General features: G+C 70.5%; 22 protein-coding genes and 1 riboswitch. Of the genes, 12 read left to right on the forward strand and 10 right to left on the reverse strand.

Going from position 1 to position 24,611, the window contains the following annotated elements:
- Positions 1-14: 14 nt before the first annotated feature.
- On the reverse strand, positions 15-1,136 hold the full coding sequence (locus CP983_RS30400; RefSeq protein ID WP_150503083.1) for a DUF2330 domain-containing protein: 1,122 nt from the start codon (positions 1,134-1,136) through the stop codon (positions 15-17).
- Positions 1,137-1,444: 308 nt separating this feature from the next.
- Between CP983_RS30400 and CP983_RS30405 the strand changes: the two genes are divergently transcribed.
- Entirely contained in the window at positions 1,445-3,496 is a 2,052-nt protein-coding gene (locus tag CP983_RS30405) for a bifunctional glycosyltransferase 87/phosphatase PAP2 family protein (protein ID WP_150503085.1), read from the forward strand.
- Here CP983_RS30405 and CP983_RS30410 read toward each other — a convergent pair.
- Entirely contained in the window at positions 3,450-5,084 is a 1,635-nt protein-coding gene (locus CP983_RS30410; RefSeq protein ID WP_373309810.1) for a hypothetical protein, read from the reverse strand. The genes CP983_RS30405 and CP983_RS30410 overlap by 47 nt on opposite strands.
- Before the next feature lie 324 nt (positions 5,085-5,408).
- Here CP983_RS30410 and CP983_RS30415 point away from each other — a divergent pair, with 324 nt between their 5' ends.
- The 7 genes from CP983_RS30415 (at position 5,409) to CP983_RS30445 (ending at position 12,137) form a co-directional block, all read left to right on the forward strand.
- A complete protein-coding gene (locus CP983_RS30415) occupies positions 5,409-6,566 on the forward strand; it encodes an ATP-binding protein (protein WP_150503089.1) in 1,158 nt (385 codons plus the stop codon).
- A complete protein-coding gene (locus CP983_RS30420) occupies positions 6,563-6,964 on the forward strand; it encodes a roadblock/LC7 domain-containing protein (RefSeq protein ID WP_107906817.1) in 402 nt (133 codons plus the stop codon). Before CP983_RS30415 ends, CP983_RS30420 begins: the two co-directional genes overlap by 4 nt.
- Complete coding sequence (locus CP983_RS30425; protein WP_107906818.1) at positions 6,961-7,338, forward strand: DUF742 domain-containing protein; 378 nt, start codon at positions 6,961-6,963, stop codon at positions 7,336-7,338. The genes CP983_RS30420 and CP983_RS30425 overlap by 4 nt, the downstream gene beginning before the upstream one ends.
- Positions 7,313-7,918 (forward strand): GTP-binding protein, encoded by a 606-nt coding sequence (locus CP983_RS30430; RefSeq protein WP_030949427.1) that lies wholly within the window; start codon positions 7,313-7,315, stop codon positions 7,916-7,918. Before CP983_RS30425 ends, CP983_RS30430 begins: the two co-directional genes overlap by 26 nt.
- The gene (locus tag CP983_RS30435; RefSeq protein ID WP_150503091.1) at positions 7,915-9,249 is read left to right on the forward strand and encodes a cytochrome P450; all 1,335 of its coding nucleotides are present in this window, start codon (positions 7,915-7,917) and stop codon (positions 9,247-9,249) included. Before CP983_RS30430 ends, CP983_RS30435 begins: the two co-directional genes overlap by 4 nt.
- Before the next feature lie 294 nt (positions 9,250-9,543).
- The gene (locus CP983_RS30440; protein WP_229914739.1) at positions 9,544-10,680 is read left to right on the forward strand and encodes a tryptophan dimethylallyltransferase family protein; all 1,137 of its coding nucleotides are present in this window, start codon (positions 9,544-9,546) and stop codon (positions 10,678-10,680) included.
- A gap of 89 nt (positions 10,681-10,769) precedes the next feature.
- Positions 10,770-12,137 (forward strand): tryptophanase, encoded by a 1,368-nt coding sequence (locus CP983_RS30445; RefSeq protein ID WP_125527951.1) that lies wholly within the window; start codon positions 10,770-10,772, stop codon positions 12,135-12,137.
- Here the strand turns inward: CP983_RS30445 and CP983_RS30450 are convergent.
- Positions 12,087-12,551: an ATP-binding protein gene (locus tag CP983_RS30450; protein WP_167537784.1), complete on the reverse strand. Its 465-nt coding sequence runs from the start codon at positions 12,549-12,551 to the stop codon at positions 12,087-12,089. The two genes, CP983_RS30445 and CP983_RS30450, sit on opposite strands and share 51 nt — an antisense overlap.
- 92 nt (positions 12,552-12,643) lie before the next feature.
- Here CP983_RS30450 and CP983_RS30455 point away from each other — a divergent pair, with 92 nt between their 5' ends.
- Together CP983_RS30455 and CP983_RS30460 are read left to right on the forward strand one after the other, a co-directional pair.
- On the forward strand, positions 12,644-13,492 hold the full coding sequence (locus CP983_RS30455; RefSeq protein WP_150503095.1) for a helix-turn-helix domain-containing protein: 849 nt from the start codon (positions 12,644-12,646) through the stop codon (positions 13,490-13,492).
- The gene (locus CP983_RS30460) at positions 13,452-13,652 is read left to right on the forward strand and encodes a DUF397 domain-containing protein (RefSeq protein WP_150503097.1); all 201 of its coding nucleotides are present in this window, start codon (positions 13,452-13,454) and stop codon (positions 13,650-13,652) included. Before CP983_RS30455 ends, CP983_RS30460 begins: the two co-directional genes overlap by 41 nt.
- Here the strand turns inward: CP983_RS30460 and CP983_RS30465 are convergent.
- Entirely contained in the window at positions 13,636-14,805 is a 1,170-nt protein-coding gene (locus CP983_RS30465) for a steroid 3-ketoacyl-CoA thiolase (RefSeq protein ID WP_126902369.1), read from the reverse strand. The genes CP983_RS30460 and CP983_RS30465 overlap by 17 nt on opposite strands.
- Before the next feature lie 250 nt (positions 14,806-15,055).
- Between CP983_RS30465 and CP983_RS30470 the strand changes: the two genes are divergently transcribed.
- Positions 15,056-16,291: a cytochrome P450 gene (locus CP983_RS30470; RefSeq protein ID WP_150503099.1), complete on the forward strand. Its 1,236-nt coding sequence runs from the start codon at positions 15,056-15,058 to the stop codon at positions 16,289-16,291.
- Positions 16,292-16,443: 152 nt separating this feature from the next.
- Here CP983_RS30470 and CP983_RS30475 read toward each other — a convergent pair whose 3' ends face one another.
- The 6 genes from CP983_RS30475 to CP983_RS30500 form a co-directional block, all read right to left on the reverse strand.
- Positions 16,444-16,860, reverse strand: coding sequence for an aggregation-promoting factor C-terminal-like domain-containing protein (locus CP983_RS30475; protein ID WP_189748638.1), 417 nt, complete (start codon positions 16,858-16,860; stop codon positions 16,444-16,446).
- Positions 16,861-17,195: 335 nt separating this feature from the next.
- The gene (locus tag CP983_RS30480; protein WP_107906825.1) at positions 17,196-18,029 is read right to left on the reverse strand and encodes an ECF transporter S component; all 834 of its coding nucleotides are present in this window, start codon (positions 18,027-18,029) and stop codon (positions 17,196-17,198) included.
- Positions 18,026-19,741, reverse strand: coding sequence for an ABC transporter ATP-binding protein (locus CP983_RS30485; protein ID WP_150503102.1), 1,716 nt, complete (start codon positions 19,739-19,741; stop codon positions 18,026-18,028). Before CP983_RS30485 ends, CP983_RS30480 begins: the two co-directional genes overlap by 4 nt.
- Positions 19,738-20,916, reverse strand: coding sequence for an energy-coupling factor transporter transmembrane component T (locus tag CP983_RS30490; RefSeq protein WP_150503104.1), 1,179 nt, complete (start codon positions 20,914-20,916; stop codon positions 19,738-19,740). Before CP983_RS30490 ends, CP983_RS30485 begins: the two co-directional genes overlap by 4 nt.
- On the reverse strand, positions 20,909-21,574 hold the full coding sequence (locus tag CP983_RS30495) for an SCO2322 family protein (RefSeq protein WP_150503106.1): 666 nt from the start codon (positions 21,572-21,574) through the stop codon (positions 20,909-20,911). The genes CP983_RS30490 and CP983_RS30495 overlap by 8 nt, the downstream gene beginning before the upstream one ends.
- Positions 21,571-22,815 carry an SCO2321 family membrane protein gene (locus CP983_RS30500; RefSeq protein ID WP_150503108.1) on the reverse strand — a complete coding sequence of 415 codons (1,245 nt, stop codon included), beginning with the start codon at positions 22,813-22,815 and terminating at the stop codon, positions 21,571-21,573. Before CP983_RS30500 ends, CP983_RS30495 begins: the two co-directional genes overlap by 4 nt.
- A 124-nt stretch (positions 22,816-22,939) precedes the next feature.
- Positions 22,940-23,034, reverse strand: a riboswitch (adenosylcobalamin-variant (AdoCbl-variant) riboswitch).
- Positions 23,035-23,617: 583 nt separating this feature from the next.
- Here CP983_RS30500 and CP983_RS30505 point away from each other — a divergent pair.
- Positions 23,618-24,538, forward strand: coding sequence for an alpha/beta fold hydrolase (locus CP983_RS30505; RefSeq protein ID WP_189748635.1), 921 nt, complete (start codon positions 23,618-23,620; stop codon positions 24,536-24,538).
- Positions 24,539-24,611: the final 73 nt, after the last annotated feature.

A 24,611-nucleotide genomic window follows, 5' to 3' on the forward strand; every position in this document is an offset into this window, starting at 1 on the left:
CCAGGATGGTGGATTCAGCCGGTCGGCGCAGGAGGCCGCGGCACCTCGGCGAGCCGGGGCCGGGTGCGTCGTACGGCGAACACCACCGCCGCCGCGATCGCCGCGGCGAGTGCCGTGGTCACCGTCAGCAGCCACAGGGGGACGCCGGCCAGCGTGCGCAGCCGGTCCTCGTGGATGACCTGCTGGAAGGTGTCGTCGGCCGCCGCCCGGCGCAGCACGTGGTCGCCGGAGATGCGCTCGGGGGACGGGAACTCCTGGCCGATCGCCGTCAGGAACGGCGCTCCCGCCGCCAGCTCCGCCAGTGGTCCTGTCCGTGCCGTCACCCGTCCGGCGTACGTGACCCGGGGGCGTTCGCCGCCGATCCGGGACGCCGGTTCCATCCGGTGCGCGGCGAGCACGTACAGGCCCAGGGACTGCGGGGTGGCGGCCAGCCGCGACAGGCGCATCGGGTAGACCGGCTCGTCGGTGCGGAAGGTCAGGTGCAGGGGGTCCAGGGCGCCGGTGAGGGCCGTCCCGCCGGCCCGCGGGGTCAGCTTCACGGCGACGTACTCCCAGCGCCGGTCGACGTACGGCCGCAGGGCGTCCGCCAGCCGGGGCGGCAGGGCGAAGCCGTTGGCGTCGAGCCAGCCGTCCAGCGCGGCCGGGTCGGTGGCCGTCAGCCGGGCCACCTCGAAGGGGCCGAGCCGCTGCCGGCCGACCACGCCCACGGGCGCTCCGGCGCCGGGCGGTGGCGGGGCGCCCGCGGCGCCGTCGCCGGCCACCAGCGGCCAGTCGCCGTCCTGCGGCCAGAAGTGGTGGCGCGTGCGGTGCACGGGGGCGGTGACGGCGTGCAGCTCGTCGAAGAGCGCCGGGTCGCCGAGGCGGACCGTCGCCCGTCCCGGCACCGGCATGATCCACGCGACCCGCTCGGCGTCCCCGTCGACGGTCAGGCGCATGACGACCTGTTCCCGTGCCCCGTCCCAGCGGACCACGGACTCCTCCCGGCCGACGGCCACCCGGCGTGCGTCGCCGGGCACCATGGCGCCGCAGCCGCACGCCCACGCGGGTGCCACGAGCTGGCCGAGCTGGAGGGCGAGCAGCGCCAGGACGACGGCCAGAGCCCGCCCGCGTGCCCCTTGCCGCAGTGATTCCGCCATCGCGTCCAGCCCCCTCCGTCCTCCGTACCGGCCGGTCCCCCCGAAGCCCCGCCGGCGACAGGGCTTCAGACGGTACGGCGGATGATCCGGTTCCGTGGCCGGTGCCGCCCGATGTGAGCCACGCCGCCCCCAGCGGAGGCGTCCGAATCCCGCTCCGACTATCGTCATCCGGACAAAAGGAGAGCGGACGTCAGGTGAATCGGGGGTTGCCTGCGTCTCTCCCCGGGGTGGTGCGAGCCCCACTTGGTCCGTAAGGATCTTGACGCATGGGACGCGTGGGACGAATCGGGGCGGGAGGCCGACGAGGCGTGGCGAATGCGGATCATGGTGGGCGACCGGAGGCCATCGGGGCGACGGCCGTCGGCGCGGTCCAGGCGCGCGTACGCGTGGCGCGGCTCGGCCTGTGGCTGATCGTCGCGGTCCTCGCCCTGCGGGAGGTCGCCGTCGTCCTCGGCACCCCGCGCGGGGAGCGGCTGACGGATCTGGAGACCTGGGTCGGACCGGACGGCGTCCTGCACGTGAAGGGTTCGCTGTACGACTCGACCGAGTTCACCGGTACCCCGTTCGGCGGACTCGTCCTGAAACCGCTCACCCGCGCCGCCGAGCAGGCTCTCGGCTGGGGCTGGACCTTCGGCACCCTGCTGCTGGTCGTCGTCCTCGGCCTGGTCGCCGCCCGTGCCCTGCCGCAGCCGGTCAGCCGGCGCACCTCCCTGCTCGCCGCGCCCGTCGCGATCAGCCTGCTGATGCTGTCGCTGCCGGTGCGCAACACGCTCTACCTCGGCCAGACCAGCATCATGCCGGTCCTGCTCGTCCTGCTCGGCTGCTTCGCCGTGCGCGGCGAGCGGGCCAGCGGCGTGCTCATCGGCGTCGCCGCCGCCCTCCAGCCGACCCTGCTGCTGTTCACGCCGCTGCTGTGGTTCACGGGCCGTCGCCGGGCCGCGCTCTCCACGGGAGCCACGTTCGCCGCGTGCACGGCGCTCGCCTGGGTGGCGATGCCGAGCGACTCGTACACCTACTGGGTGCACCACATGGCGGGCGTCGGCCTCGGCGGACGTGCCGACGACCTCGGCAACCAGTCCCTGCACGGCGCCCTGCTGCGGCTCGGGCTGACCGGACCCCTGGAGATCGTCCTCTTCCTGCTGCTGGGCGCCGGCGTCGCCGCGCTCGCGGTGCGCCGCGCCGTGCGCTACGCCCACGACGGGCAGCTCCTCCTGGCCGTCGCCATCACCGGCTGCGCGGCGATCGTCGTGTCGCCCACCGCCTGGCAGCACCAGCTGCTGTGGGTGCTGCTTGCGGTCGTCGGCCAGGTCGGCAGACGGGCCTCCGACCGGTACGTCTGGCCGGTCGCGATCGTGCTGGTGATGACACTGCCGGCGAAGATGATGGTGCCGGACAAGCTGATCCTGCACCCGCTGCGCGCCGACCTCGTGCTGCTCGCCGCCATCGCCGCGGCGGCCGTCGTGCCGTTCCTCTCACGCGCCTCGCCGTACTGGCAGACACCGGTCCCGACCCGGTACGCCGACAAGGTCCCCGCACGCTTCCGGCACATCCCGCTGGTGCCGTTCCTGCGCCGGGTGATCAGCCGCCCGAACCTGCTCTTCGAGCTGCTGCTGATCCGGGTCACCTACTACGCCTACGCCCAGATCCGGCTGGCCGCGGCCGGTGGCTCCAACTCGGCCGGCCGGATCACCGCCGAGGAGCACGGCGAGGAGATCCACTCCGTCGAACGCGCCCTGGGCATCGACATCGAGCACTGGGCGAATCACGCGGTCGTGCAGGTCGACTGGCTGCGAGGTTTCTTCGACTTCTACTACGAGTCGTTCCACTTCGGCGTCCCGCTGGCGATCCTCGCCGTCCTGTACTGGCGCCGCCCCGTCGACTACCGCTGGGCCCGCACCGCGATCGGCTTCGCCACCGTCTTCGCCCTGATCGGCTTCTGGCTCTACCCGCTCGCCCCGCCGCGCCTGATGCCCGGCCTCGGCTTCATCGACACCGTGCACGGCCCGCAGGACTTCACGCAGCCCGACTACGGCACGCTGACCGAGCTCACCAACCAGTACGCGGCGATGCCCTCGCTGCACTTCGGCTGGTCCCTGTGGTGCGGCCTGGTCATCCTGATCCTCGCCCCGCGATGGTGGATGAAGGCCCTCGGCCTGCTGCACCCGCTGTTCACGGTCACCGCGATCGTCGTCACCGGCAACCACTGGGTGCTGGACGCGGTCGGCGGCGCGGCCGTGGTGGGCGCCGGCTTCGCGGTGACGTATCTGTTCCAGGGCCCGCGCGCCAAGACGGTGACGGCGCGGGCCGAGAAGGTCAGCAGCGACTCCCGGGCTCCGGTGAAGGACCGTACTCCGAGCTGATCCGGTACTCGCCGGGCGCGGACACGGTGAGCCGGGTGAACTCGCCCTGCGGCTTCAGGCAACCGCCGCCGTCGGTGCGCAGCCACTGCGAGTAGGCGATGCGTACGGTGGCGCTGCCCGGCCGTGACATGCGGACGACGACGTCGACGCTGGACGTCGACACGACGGTCGCCGGTTCGCTCACCAGCGGCTGTGCGTCGCGCACCCGGAACACCTTCCAGTGGGCGTCCTGCCACACCGGCTCCAGCCACGCGGGACGGTTCTCGCGCACCAGCTGCGCCTCGACCTTGGCGTACCCGTCGGGCTTGCCCAGCGGCAGCACCACGAACCCGACGGCCCAGCGGTCCAGCCACGCCCGGTAGGTGGTGGCCGAGAAGGACCCGTCGTAGAACAGCCGGGCCCGCTCCATGTCGAGCTGGCGGTTCCAGCCGCGGGCCATGTTCACGTGCGGGGCGAGTCCGCTGGCCTCACGGTGGTTGCGGGCGGGAACGACCTCGACGCGGGTGCGGTCGGCGCCGAGGTGGTCCAGGGCGCGGACCACGCCGTCGGTCTCGGCGGCCCACGCCGGCACGGTGGTGGAGACGTACAGGTCGTCGGCGGTCTTCTTGCCGACCCAGGCGACGGACAGGACCAGGGCGGTGACCAGCAGGTTGCGGCGGACCTTCGCGAGCTGCGGCTGGGCAAGCAGGACGGCGAGGAGCGCGGCGGGCGCGAACAGCTCGGCGAAGCGCTCGACGTTGGTGCCTATGGGGGAGGCGATGAGGTACGTCAGGACGGTCCCCGCCGCGTACACGGCACCGCTGATCCGGGCGACGCGCCAGGAGCGCGGGGCGAGGAAGGTGACGGCCAGGCCGAAGAGGAACGGCGGCCATATTCGTCCGGCGAACATCAGCTGCTCGCCCTTGAAGGGGAACAGCAGGGTGGTCAGGCCGACGGTGAGGGCGGGCGGCAGGAGCAGGGCGAGGGCGCGGGGCCAGTCGCGGGTGACGAGGAAGGCGGCGCCTACGACGACCAGGAACAGCCCGGCCACGGGGCTCGCCATGGTCGCGAGGGCGGCGTAGGCGGCGGCGAGGACGATCCGCCGGTCGCGGGTGAGCATCAGGCAGGCGGCGAGCCCGAAGGCGACGCCGAGCGCGAAGGTGGTGCGGCCGGAGGCCACGTTGCACCACAGGGCGAACGACGCGAGCAGGGCCGGGCCGAGGGGTCTTCGCAGGCCCGCGCGTTCCATGAGCACGGCCGCGAGCCAGGTGGCGGCGATGCCGGAGACGACGGTGAGGGCCCGCACACCGACGGCGGCCATCAAGTAGGGGGATATGAGGCTGTAGTTGGCGGTGTGAGTGCCTCCGTACCAGAAAAGGTTGTAAGCGGAATCACCGTGCCGGGCCGCGAAGCCGGCCCAGGCGTACTGCGCCGCGAGGTCTCCGCCGCCGGTGGCGAGGAACGCCCACCAGATCGCGTACAGGGGGAGCGCGGGGAGCGTGGCGAGCAACGGCACCCTGTGGCGGTGCCACAGGGTGCGCGGGAGCGACTGCCCGGCTTCGGACGCCGGGGGCGCGGGTCTGGTACGCGTGAGTTCGGCAGGGACCATGTGAGCCAAGACGCGGTTTCGGGTCGGGACGTTCATTGGCGGTATCGGCCGCGGGTTACCAGACGCGACAGGCGAGTACACGAATTCTTCATCTCCCGGCACCCGAATCTCCGCCAACTGAGGGCATTGACCAGGTATTTGACGAAGCGTCAGTCAACTCCGGTGATATGCTCCGTGCACTTGCCAGGCAGGCCACGAGCTCCGGGGCGAAACGTCTCGGCGGCAAGGGCGAGCCCCTGTCGGCAAGCCCGTGTGTACTGCCGCCCCCCGGGTCGACCGGGCGGGTTTCCAGCAACGGGGCTTCTGTCGCTCGAAGAGAGTCTTATGACGCAATACGTGATGGATCCGGCGATCTGGGGGCTCGTAGTCGGCGCCCCTGCAGCGGCCACGATCATTGTTCGCCAGCAGAAGGCGATACGAAAGTTACGCAAGCGGAACGACGAGCTCAAGTCCTCGTACGTCGATCTCGAGGGCGGATACGACGCGATCGTCCGGCAGACCGAGGAACGGGCCGGCGAAGAGACCAAAACCGTGCTGAAGTCCGCGATGCGGACACTTCAGGGCCTTGCGGCCGAACAGCAGCTGGTCATCTCCAAGTTGCAGAGCAAATACGGAGATTCACCGATTCTCCGGGATCTGCTGGAGATCGACCACATGAACTCGCAGTTCGGCCGGCGGGCGCAGTCCATCGCCGTTCTGTGCCAGGGCTGGCTCGGCCGGCAGCGTGATCCCGCCTCGGTCTACGACGTGATCCGCAGCGCGCAGGGAAGGATCCGCCACTACCAGCGGGTCGAGATCCTGTCGCAGGTGGACTACGGCGTCACCAGCAGGGCGGTCGAATCGATCGCGCTCGCGGTCGCGGAGCTGCTCGACAACGCCACCAGCTACTCGGCGCCCGAGACCGTGGTCGAGATCAACGTCCGGTCCGTGCCCAAGGGCATCTGCATCGTGGTCGACGACGCGGGTGTCGGCATGAACGAGGAGGAGAAGGCCAGGGCGGCGGAGCTGCTGTCCGGGGAACGCGCGGCGAGCGTCTCCGACCTGGGCAACCCCCCGCAGTTCGGTTTCGCGGTGATCGGCGCGCTCTGCGAGCGCTACGGCTTCACCGTCTCCGTCGACTCCACCTCCCCCTACGGAGGTGTCCGTGCGGTCGTACTCGTTCCGGAGGAACTGTTGACCAGCATGCCGGAGCCCAAGATCCCGAACGCGGCCGTCCACGCCGACGCACAGGCGGACGAACTCGGTGGCGACGCTCCGGCGACGACCTCCGACGGGCTGCCCAAGCGCCGGCGCAAGCAGCGTCCCATGGCCGTCGTCCCGAGCAGTGGCGGTACCGCGCGATCACCGGGTCGCTCCACCGAGGAGACGGCGTCGATCATGAGCGCCTTTCAACGGGGGACCCAGACCGGCCGCGCCGCGCCCCTGGACGCGATGCGCGGGAGCCACGCTGACGGACGCAAGGGACCGGAGACCACCTCGTGAAGAACGACCTGTCATGGATGCTGGACAGTGCCCTGGAGATTCCCGGGGCGCTGCACGCGGTCCTGGTCTCGGCCGACGGTCTGCTGATGGCCCGCACGAAGGACCTCGGGCGGGACTCGGCGGACACGGTGGCGGCCGCGATGAGCGGTGTGCAGTCGCTCAGCCGGTCCCTGGGCTTCTTCGTCGACGGCGAGCACATGCAGTGGCGCCAGACGCTGGTGGAGTTCGACGGCGGCTGGGTCTTCCTGATCTCCGCAGGCGAGGGCGCCTACCTCGCGGTCTCGGCGGCCCCCGAGATCGACATGGCGGACATCACCTTCCGAATGCAGCAACTGGTCGGCCAGTTGGGCAAGGAACTGGCCACATCACCCCGTGAGGACATCGGCCACCGCTCATGACTGACTACACCCCCGAAGAGTCAGAAGCCGCTGAGTTAGTACGGCCGTACGTCATCACACGCGGGCGCCAGCTGCCCGCCGAGGACAAGTTCTCCCTCATCACCCTTGTGACGACGGTCAGCGACGAGCGGCAGCGTCCCACCCGGCTCTCCCCCGAGGAGCAGCACGTCCTGGACATGTGCTCCGGCGGCTACCTCTCGGTCGCAGAGCTCGCCGGGCACACCCAACTCCCCCTGGGTGTGCTCAAGATCCTCCTCAGCTCGCTGGCAGAGGGGGGATACCTGATCACCCGAGCGCCCGTGCCGCGGGCGCGTCTCGTCGACCAACAACTTCTCCAGGAGGTGCTGGATGGACTCCAAGCGCGTTTTGGATGAGGACGCCTATGTCCGGGGCGGCGAGGCGCAGACAGCGGTGAAGATCCTTGTCGTCGGGCACTTCGCCGTCGGCAAGACCACCTTCATCGGCACCATCTCCGAGATCCCCCCGCTGTCCACCGAGGAGGACATGACGCGGGTGGCGGAGGCGGTCGACGACCTCAAGGGCGTGCGGAGCAAGACCACCACCACGGTCGCCATGGACTTCGGGCGGCTGACGATCAGCGACCACGTGGTGCTCTACCTGTTCGGCACGCCCGGTCAGCAGCGGTTCATCCAGATCTGGGAGGACATGGCCCGCGGTGCCCTCGGCGCCCTGGTCCTGGTGGACCCCGAACGGCTGGCGGACTCCTTCGCCGTGATCGACCTGATCGAGCAGTACGGCCTGTCCTACGCCATCGCCGTCAACCGTTTCGACCACACGCCCGAACGCACCGAAGCGGCCCTGCGGGAAGCGCTCGACCTGCTGCCGGACACCCCCGTCGTCGTAATGGACGCACGTGACGAGAACTCATCGGCGCAGGCGCTGATCACTCTCGTTCGCTACCTACAGGAACGCGCCGCTCTGGAGCACGCATGACCAGCGAAGACTTCCCCGCACCGCCGCCCGGTTGCCCGGCGCACGGCAGCGGGCAACGGATACCCATGTACACGGCGGAGTTCGCCGCCGACCCCCAGGCCTACTTCGACTACATGCGCCACCACGGCGCGACGGCCCCCGTCGAGCTGGCCCCGGGCGTGCCCGCGACCCTCGTGACGGACTACGCGGCGGCGCTGGACCTGCTCCAGAACCCGGGGGACTTCCGCAAGGACCCCCGCCGCTGGCGTGACCTCAACGAGGGCCGCATCAGCCCGGACAGCCCGGTCCTTCCCCTGCTCGGCCCCCGGCCCACCTGCATGTTCACCGACGGAGCCGAGCACCTGCGGCTGCGTCAGGCCGTCACCGAGAGCTTCGCCCGGGTCGACAGCCACCGGCTGAGCGTGAACGTCGACCGGATCGCGCACTACCTCCTCGCCCAGTTCAGCACCCGCGGCTCCGCGGACCTGCTCAACGACTACGCCAAGCAGCTCCCGCTGTTCGTCTTCAACGAACTGTTCGGCTGCCCGGCGGAGATCGGCGACCGGGTCATGTTCGGCGTCTCCGGCATCTTCGACGGCATCAACGCCGAGCGGGCCAACGAGGTCCTCATCCAGGCGGTCGGCGAGCTGGTCGCGCTGAAGCGGGCGCGGCCCGGCGACGACGTCACCTCGTGGCTGATGCAGCACCCGGCCAAGCTGGACGACGCGGAGATGATCCACCAGCTGGTGCTGCTGATCGGCGCCGGCGCGGAACCGCTGCGCAACCTCATCGCCAACACCGTGCACCTGCTGCTGACCAACGACCGGTACGCGCAGAACGGGCTGTTGGAGGAGGCGCTCGACGACACCCTGTGGCACAACCCGCCCATCTCCAACTACGCGCCCCACTACCCGGCCAGGGACATGGAGTTCGCGGGCGGCAAGCTCAGCGCCGGCGATCTGGTGCTGGTCGGCTTCCAGGCCGCCAACGCCGCCTCGGCGCGCGCCTCGGCAGGGCAGACCAGCAACCGGGCCCACCTCGCCTGGAGCGCGGGCCCGCACGCCTGCCCCTCCAAGGAGCCGGCCCGCCTCATCACCCTGGCGGCGATCGAGCACCTCTTCAACGAGCTGCCCGACGTCGAACTCGCCGTCCCCGAGGAGAGCCTGACCTGGCGGCCCGGCCCGTTCAACCGCGCCCTGGCGCAGCTGCCGGCCCGCTTCACCCCGACCACCCCGCGCCGCGCGGTGCAGCCCCAGCCGGCCCAGACGGCACAGGGATCGGCCGCCGACACGGACACCAACAAGGAGCGCGGAGGGCTCTGGAGTTCCTTCCTGAAGTGGGTCAGGGCGTAACCCCTGGTTCCGGATCGTGACACAGGTAACAGGCAACTGCCCCTGGCAACTGCATGAACGTTAAAGCGCCGGGGTATGACTGCGCAGGGTATCTGAGTCGTCACATGATGAAGGAGGGGCTGTGGAGTTCAACCCCGCTGCCACTCGTGCCCTGCGCCCCGTCACCCGGACCCACACGTTCATTCAGGAGAAGGACTTCCTCATAGGCCTCATAGGCGTCCAAGCAGAATGGCCCTACGGCCGGATACCCGCCTTCACCGGCGGGTATCTTTTTGCCCCTGCCGGGGAGGTCCGGTGAGCACGGCGAGCACCGCGCCGGTCACCGAGGCACCGGTCACCTACGAGTACACCCCCACTCTCGCCGATCACGTCGTCGGCCAACTGCTGCGTCTGGGCTCGGTCGTGGGCTCCTCGCCGGCGGAGTCGGCGCTGTACGCGCACATCGTCCTGGAGTCCCTCGGGGACGCGTGCGGCCGCTCGCTCTCCGAGCCGCCGGCCACACCCAGTTTCATTTCCGACGATCACACGCCGGTCGAGTTCTCCCTGGCCTTCCGCCCGGGAGCGGCCCCCGGCCTGCGTGTCCTGGTCGAACCCGGCTGCACGGCGGGCGACTTGGCGGGCAACGGCCGCCAAGGGCTCGACGCCATCCGGGAGATGGCCCGCCGCTGGGACTTCTCCACCGCCCAGCTCGACCGCCTCGAGGACCTGTTCCTGCCCTCGAACCCACAAGGCCACCTGGCCCTCTGGTACGCGCTGGAATTACGTCCCGGCGGCGTACCCGGCGTAAAAGTCTACCTCAACCCCGCCGCCACCGGCTCCGAACGGGCCACGGCCACCGTGCGGGAGGCGCTTCACCGACTCGGTCACCGGCAGGCTTTCGAGAACCTGCCCGACACGACCGGGTATCCCTTCGTCGCACTGGACCTCGGCACCTGGGACACCCCCCGGGTCAAGGTCTACACCGCGCATCCGCGCCTCGCGGCATCCGAGGCGTACGCACTGAACCGCGCGCAGCCCGGCCCGGCACGCGAGGACGTGGAAGCCTTCTTCCACCTCGCCGCCGAAGGGCGCCCGCCCACCGTGGCGGGAGGCGGGCCGGAGCAACGACTGGACCGGCGGCCCGTGCTGACCTGCCACTCCTTCACCGACACCGCGTCCGGCCGGCCCAGCGGGTTCACCCTGCACGTCCCGGTCCGTGACTACGTCAGGGACGACGAGGAGGCGCTCGCCCGCGCCACCGCCGTGCTGACCCACTTCGGCATGGACCCCTCGATGCTGCGCCGCGCCCTCGCCGCCCTCAGTACGCGGCAACTCTCCGACGGCGTCGGCCTGATCGCGTACCTGGCACTGGCGCACGAGCGCGACCGCCGACCCCGCATCACCGCGTACGTCTCCTCGGAGGCCTACGCCGTGCGTCCCCCCGCGCAGTGATCCGCGCGTCGTAAGAAAAGCCCGCGCAGCGTCACAAGGCCGCCCGCGCAGTATCGGAATGCCCCGAGCAACATCAGAAAGAAGGAGCCGTGGAGCCCTACCGCATCAAGGTCGTCGAGCCCATCCCGCTCACCACCCCCCAGCAGCGTGAGGAAGCCCTGCGACGGGTCTCCTACAACCTGTTCGACCTGCGTGCCGACGAGGTCACCATCGACTTGCTGAGCGACTCCGGCACCGGCGCGATCTCCGCCGCCCAGCTCTCCGCCGGCATGAACGGCGACGAGTCGTACGCAGGCTCCCGGTCGTTCTACCGCTGGCACGAGACCGTCAGCGAACTCACCGGCTATCCGCACCTCCTGCCCGCCCACCAGGGACGCGCGGCCGAGCGCATCCTGTTCACCTCGCTGCTCACCCCGGGCAGCACCGTGGTGTCCAACACGCACTTCGACACCACCCGCGCCAATGTGGAACTGGTCGGCTGCCAGGCCCGGGACATTCCCTGCCCCGAGGCCAAGGACCTGGACAGCCCGCACCGCTTCAAGGGCAACATCGACCTGAAGGCGCTGGAGCAGATCCTCCAGAACCAGCAGGACTCCCCGGTGGCCGCTGTGGTGATGACCATCACCAACAACGGCGGCGGCGGACAGCCGGTCTCCATGGACAACCTCCGCAGGACCGCCGACCTCTGCCGGCGCCACAGCGTCCCCATGATCCTCGACGCCGCACGGTTCGCGGAGAACGCCTGGCTGGTGACCCGTCACGAGCCCGGCTACCAGGACCGCACCCCGCGCCAGGTCGCCGAGGAGGCCTTCCGCCTCGCGGACGGCTGCATCATGAGCGCCAAGAAGGACGGCATCGTCCACATCGGCGGCTTCATCGGCCTCAAGGACCCCGAGCTCGCCCAGAAGTGCGAGCGCCTCCTCATCGCGACCGAGGGATTCGCCACCTACGGCGGCCTCGCCGGGCGCGACCTGGACATGATGGCCCAGGGCCTGGTGGAGGTCACCGAGCCCTCCTACCTGGCGGAGCGCGCCGACATCGCCGCCCACCTCGCCCAGCGCATCCGGGACGCGGGCGTCGACATCGTCGAGCCGGCCGGCCTGCACGCCCTATACCTCAACGCCGGGCGGCTGCTGCCCCACATCCCGCCCCACCAGTACCCCGGCCACTCGCTGGCCTGCCAGCTCTACCTGCGCGGCGGCATCCGCTCGGCCGAGCTGGGATCCCTCTACCTCGGCGAGGAGGACGAGCACGGCAACCCGATCAAGTCGGCGCCCTACGAACTCGTACGGCTGGCCCTGCCCCGCCGGGTCTACACCCGCAGCCACTACGACCACGTGGCCCAGACCCTGGCGGACATAGCCAAGGACCCCAGCTCGGTGCACGGTTACCGCATCACCGAGCAGTCACCGATCCTCCGCCACTTCAGCATCAAGCTGGAGCCCGCCAAGGGCTGACGGCGAGCCGGTGAATCCCGACCGTGTGGTTCCGCACTCGAACCACACGGTCTTGCCGTCCCGTCGCCCGGCGGTGTCCACGCCCCACTTGTCGGCCACGGCGTCCAGCAGCACGAGCCCCCGCCCGTTCTCGGAATCCAGGTCCAACTCCGCCACAGCGGCCGGTAGTCGGGGGCACCCGTCCGACACCTCGATCCGCACCCTGTCCCGCTGCCGCAGCACCAGCACCTCGCAGCGCCGGTCCGGAACATGCCGTACGACATTGGCGACCAGCTCGGTCACGCCCAGTTCCACGGCGTCGGTCAGTTCACGCATCTCCCACTCGCCGAGCAGCGAGCGCACGACGGCGCGGATGTGCCGGGCCGAGTGGTCACCGGCGGTCAGGCGCAGCCGGTACTGAATGTATCCGTTCACGGTACGAGCCTGACCTCGCACGACTACTTTGGGCTACGGAACGGATACAACGGGTCCCTAAGTGGGCCCAGTTGCGTGAGAGGGAGCTCTGCGTGACCCACATCAACACCCTGGACCCGGGCGCCTCGCCACTCGACTACTACGGCTTCGAACTGCGCCGGTACCGCGAGGAGGCCGGGCTGACGCAGAAGAAGCTGGGGGACATCGTCTACTGCACCGGCTCCCTGGTCGGCCAGATCGAAACGGCGAGAAAGTTGCCGACGCTGCCGTTCAGCGAGCGGGCGGACATCGCACTGGGCACGGGCGGACTGCTGTCCCGCCTGCACGAGCTGGTGATGCGCAGCCAACTTCCGGCGTGGTTCCAGCAGGTGACGGAGCTGCAGGCGCGGGCCATCGAGATCTGTTCGTTCGAGACGCAGATGGTGCACGGCCTGCTCCAGACCAGGGCATACGCGAGTGCTGTGCTGGGCGTACTCGACAAGACCGACCTCGATGACCGGACCGCCGTACGGCTGGCTCGTCAGCGCATCCTCGGAAAGACGGGATCCCCGGTCTTCTGGGCCATCCTCAGTGAAGCCGCACTGTGTCAGGAGATGGGCGGCCGGGCGGCCATGCGGGAGCAACTCGCCCACCTTTTGTCGTTCGAGGGCAATCCCCGGATCAACATCCAGGTGCTGCCGTTCTCGGCCGGAGCGCATGCCGGACTGCAAGGCTCGTTCGACGTCTACCGCTTTGAGAGCGACCCGACCATCGTCTACACGGAGGGCTACGGCAGCGGGCATCCGACCGCCAACCCGGACACCGTCAGGGACTGCTCGCTCCGTTACGATCATCTGCAAGCCGCCGCCCTGCCCATCAAGGACTCGGCGGATCTGATTCGGCGCGTGATGGAGGAACGTTATGGAGAGCACCGAGATGCTGACGGCGATCCAGTGGCGTAAGTCCAGCTACAGCGGTGACCAGGGCGGCAACTGCGTCGAGATCGCCGAAGCGACCGCCTCCGTCGCGATCCGCGACTCAAAGAACACGGCGGGCCCGATCCTCGCCTTCGAGCCCACCGCGTTCACCGCGTTCCTGGACTGGACTACAGCCGCTGAATGATCGTGCCGGTGGCCAGTCCGCCGCCCGCGCACATCGTGATCAGCGCGAACTCCTTGTCCGCGCGCTCCAGTTCATGAAGTGCGGTCGTGATCAGCCGGGCCCCGGTGGCTCCCACCGGGTGCCCGAGGGCGATCGCGCCGCCGTTGACGTTGACCTTCTCCAGGTCCTGCTCGAAGACCTGCGCCCAGCTCAACACCACCGACGCGAAGGCCTCGTTGATCTCGACCAGGTCGATGTCCTTCAGGGACATCCCGGCCTTGCCCAGCACGGCCTTGGTCGCGTCGATCGGCCCGTCGAGATGGAAGTGCGGGTCGGAGCCGACGAGGGCCTGCGCCACGATGCGGGCCCTCGGCCGCAGCTTCAGCGCGCGGGCCATCCGTTTCGACGCCCACATGATCGCCGAGGCGCCGTCGCTGATCTGTGAGGAGTTGCCCGCCGTGTGAACGGCCGTCGGCATGACGGACTTCAGGCCCGCCAGTGCCTCCATGGACGTGTCGCGCAGCCCCTCGTCCTTGTCGACCAGCCGCCACATGCCCTGCCCGGCCCGCTGCTCCTCCTCGGTCGTCGGGACCTGGACGGCGAACGTCTCCCGCTTGAACCGCTCCTCGGCCCAGGCGGCGGCGGCCCGCTCCTGCGAGACGAGCCCGAGCGAGTCGACGTTCTCGCGGGTCAGCCCCCGGTGCCGGGCGATGCGCTCGGCAGCCTCGAACTGGTTGGGCAGGTCGACGTTCCACTCGTCGGGGAACGGCTTGCCGGGCCCGTGCTTGGAGCCCGACCCCAGTGGCACCCGGGACATCGCCTCGACGCCGCAGCTGATGCCGACGTCGATGACGCCCGCGGCGATCATGTTGGCCGTCATGTGCGACGCCTGCTGGGAGGAGCCGCACTGGCAGTCGACGGTCGTCGCCGCCGTCTCGTAGGGCAGGCCCATGGTCAGCCAGGCCGTGCGCGCGGGGTTCATGGACTGTTCGCCGGCGTGGGTCACCGTGCCGCCGACGATCTGCTCGACGCAGTCGGCGGGGATGCCCGTACGGCCCAGGAGTTCGCGGTAGGTCTCGCCCAGGAGATAGGCGGGGTGGAGGTTGGCGAGCGCGCCACCGCGCTTGCCGATGGGGGTGCGCACTGCTTCGACGATCACGGGTTCGGCAGCCATGGGTGCGGGGTCCTCTCGGCTCTCCTCGGCTTTCCGCCAAGAACTAGTACGTGTTCTAGTTCCCCTTGCAGTCTGCTGACGTGATGTCGGTCACCGCAAGGGTCGTGCACGCTCCGGAGTCTTGATCTGCGGAGATCTGCACGAATTCCGCACCGGATTGGGGGTGCCGCGCCTCTTGCCACTTGTAGAACCCGTTACTACCTTCGCGGCAACCCTGTTCTGATGGACCGTCAGATGGCTGGAGCTGCCGATGTCCTGTCCAGCGCTTCCCGACGGGTTCGACTTCACCGACCCCGATGTGCTGCACCACCGCGTACCCCTCCCGGAGTTCGCCGAGCTGCGCCGGGCCGAACCGGTCCGCTGGATCCCGCAGCCGGTCAACGTGGCCGGATTCCAGGACGAGGGCTACTGGGCGGTGACCCGGCACGCGGACGTCAAGTACGTATCGACGCACCCGGAGTTGTTCTCGTCGACCCTCAACACCGCGATCATCCGCTTCAACGAGCACATCGAGCGCGACGCCATCGACGCGCAACGACTGATCCTGTTGAACATGGACCCGCCCGAGCACACCCGGGTCCGCCAGATCGTCCAGCGCGTCTTCACCCCCCGGGCCATCCGCGCCCTGGAGGAGCGCCTGCGGACGCGGGCGCTCAACATCGCCGCGAACGCCCGTGAGCACGCGGGTCCCTTCGACTTCGTGACCGAGGTCGCCTGCGAACTGCCCCTCCAGGCCATCGCCGAGCTGATCGGCATCCCGCAGGACGACCGGGCCAAGATCTTCGACTGGTCCAACAAGATGATCTCGTACGACGACCCCGAGTACGCCATCACCGAGGAGGTCGGCGCCGAGTCGGCCACCGAGCTGATCGCCTATGCGATGAACATGGCCGCGGACCGCAAGGCGTGCCCGGCGAAGGACATCGTCACCACGCTGGTGGCGGCCGAGGACGAAGGCAACCTGGGCTCGGACGAGTTCGGCTTCTTCGTGCTGATGCTGGCCGTCGCGGGCAACGAGACCACCCGCAACGCCATCACCCACGGCATGCACGCCTTCCTCACCCACCCCGAACAGTGGGAGCTGTACAAGAGGGAGCGCCCCGGGACGGCCGCGGAGGAGATCGTCCGCTGGGCGACGCCGGTGGTGTCCTTCCAGCGAACTGCCACCCAGGACACCGATTTGGGCGGGAAGCGCATAAAGAAGGGTGACCGGGTAGGAATCTTCTATGCCTCGGCGAACCACGACCCCGAGGTCTTCGAGAATCCGGACACCTTCGACATCACCCGCGACCCCAACCCCCACCTCGGCTTCGGCGGCGGAGGCCCGCACTACTGCCTGGGCAAGTCCCTGGCGGTGCTGGAGATCGACCTGATCTTCAACGCGGTGGCCGACGCGATGCCCGACCTGCGCCTGGTCGGCGACCCCCGCCGCCTTCGCTCCGCCTGGATCAACGGAGTGAAGGAACTCCGGGTCAGCAGCGGCTGACCCGTCCCGAGGGAGGCAGGAGCACCCCTGTCCCTACGCCCCGTTCCTGCCTCCCCCGCGACGGGGTCAGGCCGTGCGCGGACACGACGAAGACGGCGACCCCGGGGATCGGAGGTCGCCGCCTTCGGTTCAGGTGCGGGGTTCGGCTCGGCTCAGTACCAGCCGTTGGACTGCCAGAAGCCCCAGGCGCCGCACGGGCTGCCGTAGCGGTCCTTCATGTAGTCCAGGCCCCACTTGATCTGGGTGGCCGGGTTGGTCTTCCAGTCGGAGCCGGCGGAAGCCATCTTGTTGCCCGGCAAGGCCTGGACCAGGCCGTAGGCGCCGGACGAGGAGTTCGTGGCGTTGACGTTCCAGTCGCTCTCGTGGTCGACGATCTTGGAGAAGCACTGGTACTCGCTGGAGTCCGAGATCATCTTCTTCGCCGTGGCCTGCGCGGAGGAGGACCCGGTCGTCGCGGCCTGCGAGGGCGCGGCGGCGAACAGCGTGCAGGCGGCGGCAGCGGCCAGCGTGACACCGGCGAGGGCCTTCTTCGGGGCGGAGGCGCGGCGGAGGAGAGAAACAGCGGACACGGGGAGCCTTTCTTCGGGGACAGGGCGTCGTGTGCGTGCCGGAGCCATGCGATGCGAGGCGGTGGCATGCGTCGGCGCCGAGGCCCTGAGGGCACGTCGGCGCCGTGCGACGTCATCCAGAGAAACAGGCCGGGAGGGTGTCCGCAATGAGCCCTTTTGCTAGTTGTGGTCGTATGCGGGGGTCGGGCGACTCGTGTGACGTGGCTCTCTATCCGCAGGTCAGGACACGTGCGGACGCGTGCATGACATCCGATTTGTCCGACTAGGGTGGATCGTAGGTGACGTGGGTCATGTGGGGTGCTTCACCGCGCGAGTGACGGTCCGCGCGTGCGCCCTCACCGTGCGGGTGCGTCGAACGTGACGGGGCTCTCGAAAGCGGCCCGCCGAGTGGCCCGGCGCAGTGCCCGGAGGATCACCGGGCCGAGGAACAGGGTCAGTACGACGGTGGTGACGGCCCGGCCCAGGTCCCAGCCCAGGGAGGTGGCCAGGCAGTACGCGACGAAGCGGGCCAGGTTGACGGACACGGGGGAGTCCGCGGAGAAGGCGATGGACGAGGCCTGCCCCTTCATGAAGGTCCAGCCCGCCAGATTCGTGACGACGCCGTAGGCGAACGCCGCCGGGAAGCCGTACGCGCTCAGGAGCAGGAGTTCCCCCCGGCCGCGCAGCCGGTCGCGGTCCGGGAGCAGCCCGGCCCCCATGGTGAACCAGCCCATCGCGAGCATCTGGAACGGCATCCACGGGCCCACCCCGCCCGTGAGCAGCGCAGACGCGAACATCGTGACCGAGCCGAGCACGAACCCGAAGCCGGGGCCGAGGACGCGGCCGCTCAGCACCATGAGGAAGAACATCGGCTCCAGACCGGCGGTGCCGGCGCCGATCGGGCGCAGCGCAGCGCCGGTCGCGGCCAGCACCCCGAGCATCGCGACCGCCTTCGGCCCGAGCCCCGACTCCGAGATCGTCGCCCCGACGACCGCGACGAGCAGCACGAGCAGGCAGGCGAAGAACCAGGGGGCGTCCTCGCTGTGCGCGATGACGGCCGACTCGGGTGGCGCGAGGAAGGGCCACATCAGGGCGGCGACCCCTACGGCACTGACGAGGGCGAGGGCGGCGATGGAGCGGGGGCCGAGGTCGACGGGGCGGGTTCGGCGCGGGCTCTTCGTGGCGCTCATGCCAGTGCCTTTCGCACCTGCGTGACCGTGAGCCACTCCTGCGGGGCGAGGATCTTGGTGACCTGCGGTGCGAAGGAGGGGGAGGAGACGACGACGTCCGCGGTCGGGCCGTCGGCGATCACTTCGCCCTCGGCCAGCAGGACGACCCGGTCGGCGAGCTCGGCGGCGAGCTCCACGTCATGGGTGGCCAGCACGATGGCGTGGCCGCGGCCGGCCAGGTCGCGCAGCAGGGTCACGAGGCGTTCCTTCGCCGCGTAGTCCAGGCCGCGGGTCGGCTCGTCGAGGAGGAGCAGCGGGGGGCGGGCGGTCAGGACGACGGCCAGGGCGAGCGTCAGCCGCTGGCCCTCGGAGAGGTCGCGGGGGTGGGTGTCGTCGGCGATGCCCGGGAGGAGCTCCGAGACGAGGGCGCGGCAGGTGCCGGGTCCGGCGCCGGCGTCGGCGGCCGTGCACTCGGCGGCGACCGTGTCGGCGTAGAGGAGGTCGCGGGGTTCCTGCGGGACGAGTCCGACTCGGCGGACGAGGTCCCGGGGCGGGGTGCGGTGGGGGACGGTGCCGCCCACGGCCACCGAGCCGGTGGTGGGTTCCACCAGTCCGACGAGGGCGTTGAGCAGGGTGGACTTGCCGGCCCCGTTGCGGCCCATGATGGCGACGGTCTCGCCGGGGGTCACGGTGAGGTCGATGTGGCGGAGGGCTCGGATGTGGTCGCGGGTTACGGAGAGGGCCTTTACCTCGGCGGCATGGGGAGATGCCGGGGCGGTGGGGGTCTGTTTGCGGCGGAACCAGCGGTGGGGGGTGGGGGCGCCGGATGGGGTGGGTGGTGCGGGCTGCCGGCGGCCGCGGGTCGGTTGTGGCTGGTCGCGCAGTTCCCCGCGCCCCTCAGCGGCGATGCTGTCCTGTCCGTCGAGCTGTTGGCGTAGGTCTGCTGCCCTTCGGCGGGCGTCTCTCACCGTCAGGGGAAGCGGGTTCCAGCCTGCCAGGCGGCCGAGGGCCACCACCGGGGGGTAGACCGGGGAGACGGCCATGATCTCCGCCGGGGTGCCCAGGAGCGGGGCCTGGCCGGGGGAGGGCAGGAGGGCGATCCGGTCGGCGTACTGGACCACGCGTTCCAGGCGGTGTTCGGCCATCAGGACCGTCGTGCCGAGGTCGTGGACCAGGCGTTGGAGGACTGCCAGGACCTCTTCCGCGGCGGCCGGGTCCAGCGCCGACGTCGGCTCGTCGAGGACCAGGACGCTCGGGTGCGGGGTGAGGACCGAGCCGATCGCCACCCGCTGCTGCTGGCCGCCGGAGAGGGTGGCGATGGAACGGTCGCGCAGATCGGCGAGGCCGAGGAGGTCGAGGGTCTCCTCGACGCGGCGGCGCATCACGGCCGGGGCCAGACCGAGCGACTCCATGCCGTAGGCCAGCTCGTCCTCGACCGTGTCCGTGACGAAGTGGGACAGGGGGTCCTGGCCCACCGTGCCGACCACGTCGGCGAGTTCGCGCGGCTTGTGCGTACGGGTGTCCCGGCCGGCCACCGTGACGCGGCCGCGCAGGGTGCCTCCGGTGAAGTGCGGCACGAGCCCGCTCACCGCGCCGAGCACGGTGGACTTGCCGACGCCGGACGGGCCGGCCAGCAGCACCAGTTCGCCCTCCGGGACCTCGAAGTCCACTCCCTGGACGGTTGGTTCGGCGGCACCGTCGTACGTCACGGAGACGTTCTCGAAGCGGATCACGACGGCTCCTTGGGGGCGGCGGGAGTGCGAGGCGTGGGGCTGATGAAGGCCGGGAGGAGGCCGAGGAGGACCGCTGCCGCGGGCCACAGGGGGAGAGTGGGGGCGACCAGGGGGATCACGCCGGGGTTCAGGGCTTCCGGGGTGCGGTCCGCGGCCAGCGTCAGCAGGGCGGCGACCGCCGCGCCGGAACCGGCGACCAGCCAGGCGCGGGCGTCCCAGCGGTCGGGGCGGTAACGGGTGCGCGGGGAACGCCGGCTGCCAAGGCGCAGGCCCGCGAGGGCGGCGACGACCCCGGCGAGGAGGACCGGGAGTCCGTAGGTGCCGCCGTCGGCGGTGAGCAGCCCGTACGTCCCGGCGCAGATGCCCAGCAGGCCGCCGAGGGTGAGCGCGGTGGTCGTACGGCGGACGCGGGGCGGGACGTCGGCGGTACGGCCGTAGCCGCGCGCGTCCATCGCGGCGGCGAGGGCGACCGACCGCTCCAACGCGCCCTCCAGGACCGGGAGCGCCACCTGGAGGAGGCCGCGGACGCCGGTGTCGGGCCGGCCGCGCAGCCGGCGGGCGGCACGCAGCCGCTGGACGTCGGCGATGAGATTGGGGGCGTAGGTGAGGGCGACGACGACCGCCACGCCGATCTCGTAGAGCGCGCCGGGCAGGGACTTGAGCAGGCGGGTGGGGTTGGCGAGGGAGTTCGCCGCGCCCACGCAGATGAGGAGCGTCGCCAGGCGCAGGCCGTCGTAGAAGGCGATGAGGACGGTCTCGACGGTGACCTTGCCGCCCAGGCGGATCCCCTGCGCCCAGTCGGGAAGGGGGATCTCGGGGAGGGTGACGATCACGTGCGTGCCGGGGAGCGGGGAGCCGAGGAGCACGGCGAAGACGAGCCGGATGAGGAGGACGGCCAGGGCCAGCTTGAAGAAGACGGAGTAGGAGCGGGCCCAGGGGGCGTTCGGGCGGCAGGTCGCCACGACGTACGCGGAGGTCACGATGAGGAGGGCGAGGAGGAGCGGGTTGGTGGTGCGGGTGGCGGCGGTACCGAGGGCGAGGGCCCAGAGCCACCAGGCGCCGGGGTGCAAGGGAGGGGCGGTAGCGCCCCGAAGGGGCGCGGGGAACTGCGCGATCAGCCACGACGGCGCCGCGGAGGACCAGCCCCCCGTCCGGGGCGCGGTGCGCTCAAGCATCCCCGCGCCGCCGTGCCTGCCAGACCGCCGCCGCCCCCAGCACCACCACCACGGCGATGCCCGCGACCAGGCCGAGCGAGAGCCCGCCGTCCGAGTCGCCCTCGGCCGCGCCGGCACTCCGCCCGGCCGCGGTCGGCTGCCCGGTCTCCCGGCCGCCGCCCGACACCTGATCGCCGCAGCCCTTCTGCGGATACCCGGTGATCGCGCACAACAGGGCGTTGGTGTCGTAGCGCAGGGGCTTGGCTACGGCCGCGAGGGCCTCGGCCGTGGTCGCGTCTGGAGCCACCCGGGCACAGGCCGTACGGCGGGCGGGGGGCGTCTCGCCGGACGGGGCGTCGGCCGCCGTACCGAAGTCGATGACCAGGGCGATCCGCTTCCTGCCGTCCTCGGCGGGCGTCCTGGCGCAGATCACCGCGAACTCGGCCGCGCCCCTGGGCCGTGTCGCGTCCTTCGAGTCCTCGCTCACGGCGAACCGGAAGCCCTGGACGTCGCCGTCGGAGGGGCGGGCGAGGGAGGGGCCCTGGGTGGCGTAGACCCAGGTGTCGCCCTGGCGCTCCCAGAAGGACCAGTAGCGGTAGCCGGCCGCCTGCGCGCCCTGGGCCGCGCCGGTCAGCAGGACCAGCGCGGCCAGGAGCGGGGCGAGCACGCGGCGGATCACGCCTGGGGGCCCTTCTTGCGGCCGCTCAGCAGGAAGCCGATGCCGATGCCGACGACGAGGAAGATGCCGACGTACCACCAGACCCCGAAGGGACTGTCGTCCTTCTTCTTCTCCTCATTCGTGGCCTTTGCCGCGGCCTGCGGGGCGGGGCCGGTGGCGTTGAGCTGCTCGACCAGGTCGGCGCCGCCGAAGTCGCGGGGGTCCGTGCCGGTGGCGTGGGCGGCGAGGATCAGCTGGGCGTAGGCGGCCGGGCCGCTCTGCTTCGCCCACTTCGCGGAGTTCTGCTCCAGCCAGCGCAGCGGCTTCTCGGCGGCGTCGGCACCGGAGAGGGCGGCCAGTGCGACGACCGCGTCGGCGGTGTTGCCGTAGTCGGGCTGGTCCTCGGCGCCGGGGAGGGTGGAGGTGAGGTGGCCGTCCTTGGCGAGGGCTTCGGTGAGGTGGGCGGCGCCGTTGACGGCGGCCTGCTGCGAGGACGGGTAGCCGCCGTCGGTGCAGTTCGCGGCGGGCGTCTCCTTGCCGGGGCTCACGACGAGGCCCTTGCCGAGCGAGCCGAGGACGCCGGCCGCGGTGGCGTCGGCGTTGGCGAGCAGCTTGCCCTTCTTGTCGGGCTGGAAGGCGAACGCGCCGCCGTCGTCGGCCTTGCAGGGCAGGGCGAGCTGCTTGAGGGCGTCGTAGGCCGACTGCCCGTCCTTGCGGACATCCGCGGGCTTCTCACCGGCGGCGGCGAGCGCACCGATCACCACGGAGGTGGAGTTGGTGTCGCTGGCCCCGCCCGGCATGTACCCCCAGCCGCCGTCCTTGTTCTGGACGGACTTCAGCCAGGTCACGGCCTTGGAGGTGGCGGCGTCGTGCCCGCCGAGCGCGACGAGCGCCTGGACGGCGGCGGCCGTGTTGTTGGTGTCGACGAGGGTCTTGGCATCGCAGTCGGCGGCGGCGTCGGCACGGTAGGGCGCGAAGGCGCCGTCCGCGCACTGCTGCGTGAGCAGCCAGTCCACGGCCTTCGGGGCGGGCTTCACCCCGACGGTGTCCTGGGCGAGCATCGCGAGCGACTGCCGCCAGACACCGTCGTAGGTGGGGTCGGTGGTGCCGTACAGCTCGGCGGGGTACGTGGGCTTCGCGGGCGCGGAGGGAGAGGAGTCGGCGGGTGACGCGGACGGGGAGGAGTCGGCGGCTATGGCCGGCGCGGCCGCGCCGATCACGACGGCGGCGGCCAGAACCGCGGCGCTGTGACGGACGTACATGATCGGCGGGTGCCCTTCCCTAAGGGGAACCGGGCAGCACAGGGGAGACCCCGGCGGCTCGGCTCCGTATACCTCGACGGTGCCGCACTCCGGCGGACTGCCGGGGCACGTGAGCCGGTCACTTCCCGTACGCGGCGATCCGGCTCACCGGCCTTCGACGACGACCGGTTCACGGTTGCGGGTCAGCGCCGGATTTGCACCGGCTTTCCCACGTACGGGTGTGATGACGACGGCGACACTCTACCCGGGGGTAGGTGGGGGGTGAGAGGGGGCTGGGGGCGGCGGAGGTGGTCCGGTGCCGAGGGAGGTCGAGGGCGGCCGGTTCGGCTGGATTTCGCCCATGGGTGTTGCAGGGGGTTGCCGAGCTTCGTGGTGAGCGTGTGCATGATCCTGGCCGGGAGGTCGGCCCCTCCTTGCGGACGGATCGGTATCGGCCGACGTCAGGATGCGAGGGGTGTCGGGCGGCCCCATCATGTGGGTACTGCCCTTGGACAGCGTGATCGCCGCCCTGGGGCGTCGCGATCACAGAAGTGTCAAACCAAACATGCATTTTGCGCCGAATGGCTATCGGTGTGGCTGGAATGACCTGCCGGAGGGTGGGAATCCTCTACCGTTTGGTCGGTGCGAGCGGCCCTTCGGGACGCGCAACCGTCACCCCATGACATTGCGTCTTTCGGAAAACCCTTGGTCCGTCGCGAATGACGGCTGGTTTGTGTGTCGACTGGCGCTCTGACGGGCGGGATGCTGATTCTCTGGGTCCTGCTCCGGGCGGCCGCGGCGCTGGCGACGGGAGGCACACCTGGTGTTGGGAAGTGTCAAGAGCGGCGATGGCAGGCTGCTCTTCTTCGAGACGTCGGGGGACCCGAAGGGCCACCCGGTGTTCTTGCTGCATGGCACTCCGGGCAGCAGGGTCGGGCCGCGTCCACGGACCAGCGTTCTCTACAAGCTGGGCATCCGGCTCATCTCCTATGACCGGCCGGGGTACGGGGAGTCGCAGCGGTTAAAAGGCCGCGCTGTGCGTCACGCCGCTGCGGATGTGGCGGCCATCGCCGACCAGCTGAATCTTGGACCGTTCTCCGTGCTGGGCCGTTCCGGTGGCGGGCCTCATGCGTTGGCGTGTGCGGCGCTGCTTCCGGACAGGGTCGCCAGTGCTGCCGTGCTGGTCAGCATCGCTCCTCCCGATGCAGACGGGCTCGACTGGTTCGAGGGGATGGCTCCGTCCAACGTCATCGCCTACAAGGCCGCCAAGGCGGCTCTCCGTGATGGATCCGAGGAGTGCCTGGAAAGACTCAAGGCCAACCTGGCCAGCAACGCGGATGCCATTCGTGACAAGCCGGAGTCACTGCTGGGGTTACTGACTCCGGAGATGCCCATGGCCGACAAGGCTGTCGTGGGACACGGTGGGATCAGAGGCCTGCTCCTAGCCAACTATGAGACCAGTGTGGTGCGTTCCTCGTTCGGGTGGCTCGACGACGTGCTGTCCTTCCGGCTGGACTGGGGCTTCGAGCCAGGCAAGATCGTCGAAGTCCCGCTGCTGCTGTGGCACGGTGAGCACGACACCTTCTCGCCCGTCGGGCACTTCCGATGGCTTGCCGAACGCATTCCCTCAGCGACTGCCGTGCTGAAGCCGGGGGCGGCTCACTTCGCCGCGCTGCCGGCCGTACCGGAAATACTCGCTTGGCTACGTGACCGTGCTCGCGAGCGCTTCGGGGCCGCCGTGTAGCGGGTTCCGGCAGCCCGTCCGTGCCCGCGACGGTGGTTAGCTGTGCTCGCCGAGGCCGGCGAGCACAGCGCAG

Origin of the sequence: Streptomyces chartreusis, from assembly GCF_008704715.1 — a bacterium.
GTDB classification, from domain to species: domain Bacteria; phylum Actinomycetota; class Actinomycetes; order Streptomycetales; family Streptomycetaceae; genus Streptomyces; species Streptomyces chartreusis.

Excerpts from the sequence above, each read along its gene's own strand:
- CP983_RS30490 (WP_150503104.1), bottom strand. The coding sequence starts at position 20,916 with ATGCTTGAGCGCACCGCGCCCCGGACGGGGGGCTGGTCCTCCGCGGCG.
- CP983_RS30410 (WP_373309810.1), bottom strand. The coding sequence starts at position 5,084 with ATGGTCCCTGCCGAACTCACGCGTACCAGACCCGCGCCCCCGGCGTCC.
- CP983_RS30500 (WP_150503108.1), bottom strand. The coding sequence starts at position 22,815 with ATGTACGTCCGTCACAGCGCCGCGGTTCTGGCCGCCGCCGTCGTGATC.
- CP983_RS30465 (WP_126902369.1), bottom strand. The coding sequence starts at position 14,805 with ATGGCTGCCGAACCCGTGATCGTCGAAGCAGTGCGCACCCCCATCGGC.
- CP983_RS30460 (WP_150503097.1), top strand. The coding sequence starts at position 13,452 with ATGGAGAGCACCGAGATGCTGACGGCGATCCAGTGGCGTAAGTCCAGC.
- CP983_RS30480 (WP_107906825.1), bottom strand. The coding sequence starts at position 18,029 with ATGAGCGCCACGAAGAGCCCGCGCCGAACCCGCCCCGTCGACCTCGGC.
- CP983_RS30435 (WP_150503091.1), top strand. The coding sequence starts at position 7,915 with ATGACCAGCGAAGACTTCCCCGCACCGCCGCCCGGTTGCCCGGCGCAC.
- CP983_RS30470 (WP_150503099.1), top strand. The coding sequence starts at position 15,056 with ATGTCCTGTCCAGCGCTTCCCGACGGGTTCGACTTCACCGACCCCGAT.
- CP983_RS30415 (WP_150503089.1), top strand. The coding sequence starts at position 5,409 with ATGACGCAATACGTGATGGATCCGGCGATCTGGGGGCTCGTAGTCGGC.
- CP983_RS30425 (WP_107906818.1), top strand. The coding sequence starts at position 6,961 with ATGACTGACTACACCCCCGAAGAGTCAGAAGCCGCTGAGTTAGTACGG.
- CP983_RS30430 (WP_030949427.1), top strand. The coding sequence starts at position 7,313 with ATGGACTCCAAGCGCGTTTTGGATGAGGACGCCTATGTCCGGGGCGGC.
- CP983_RS30400 (WP_150503083.1), bottom strand. The coding sequence starts at position 1,136 with ATGGCGGAATCACTGCGGCAAGGGGCACGCGGGCGGGCTCTGGCCGTC.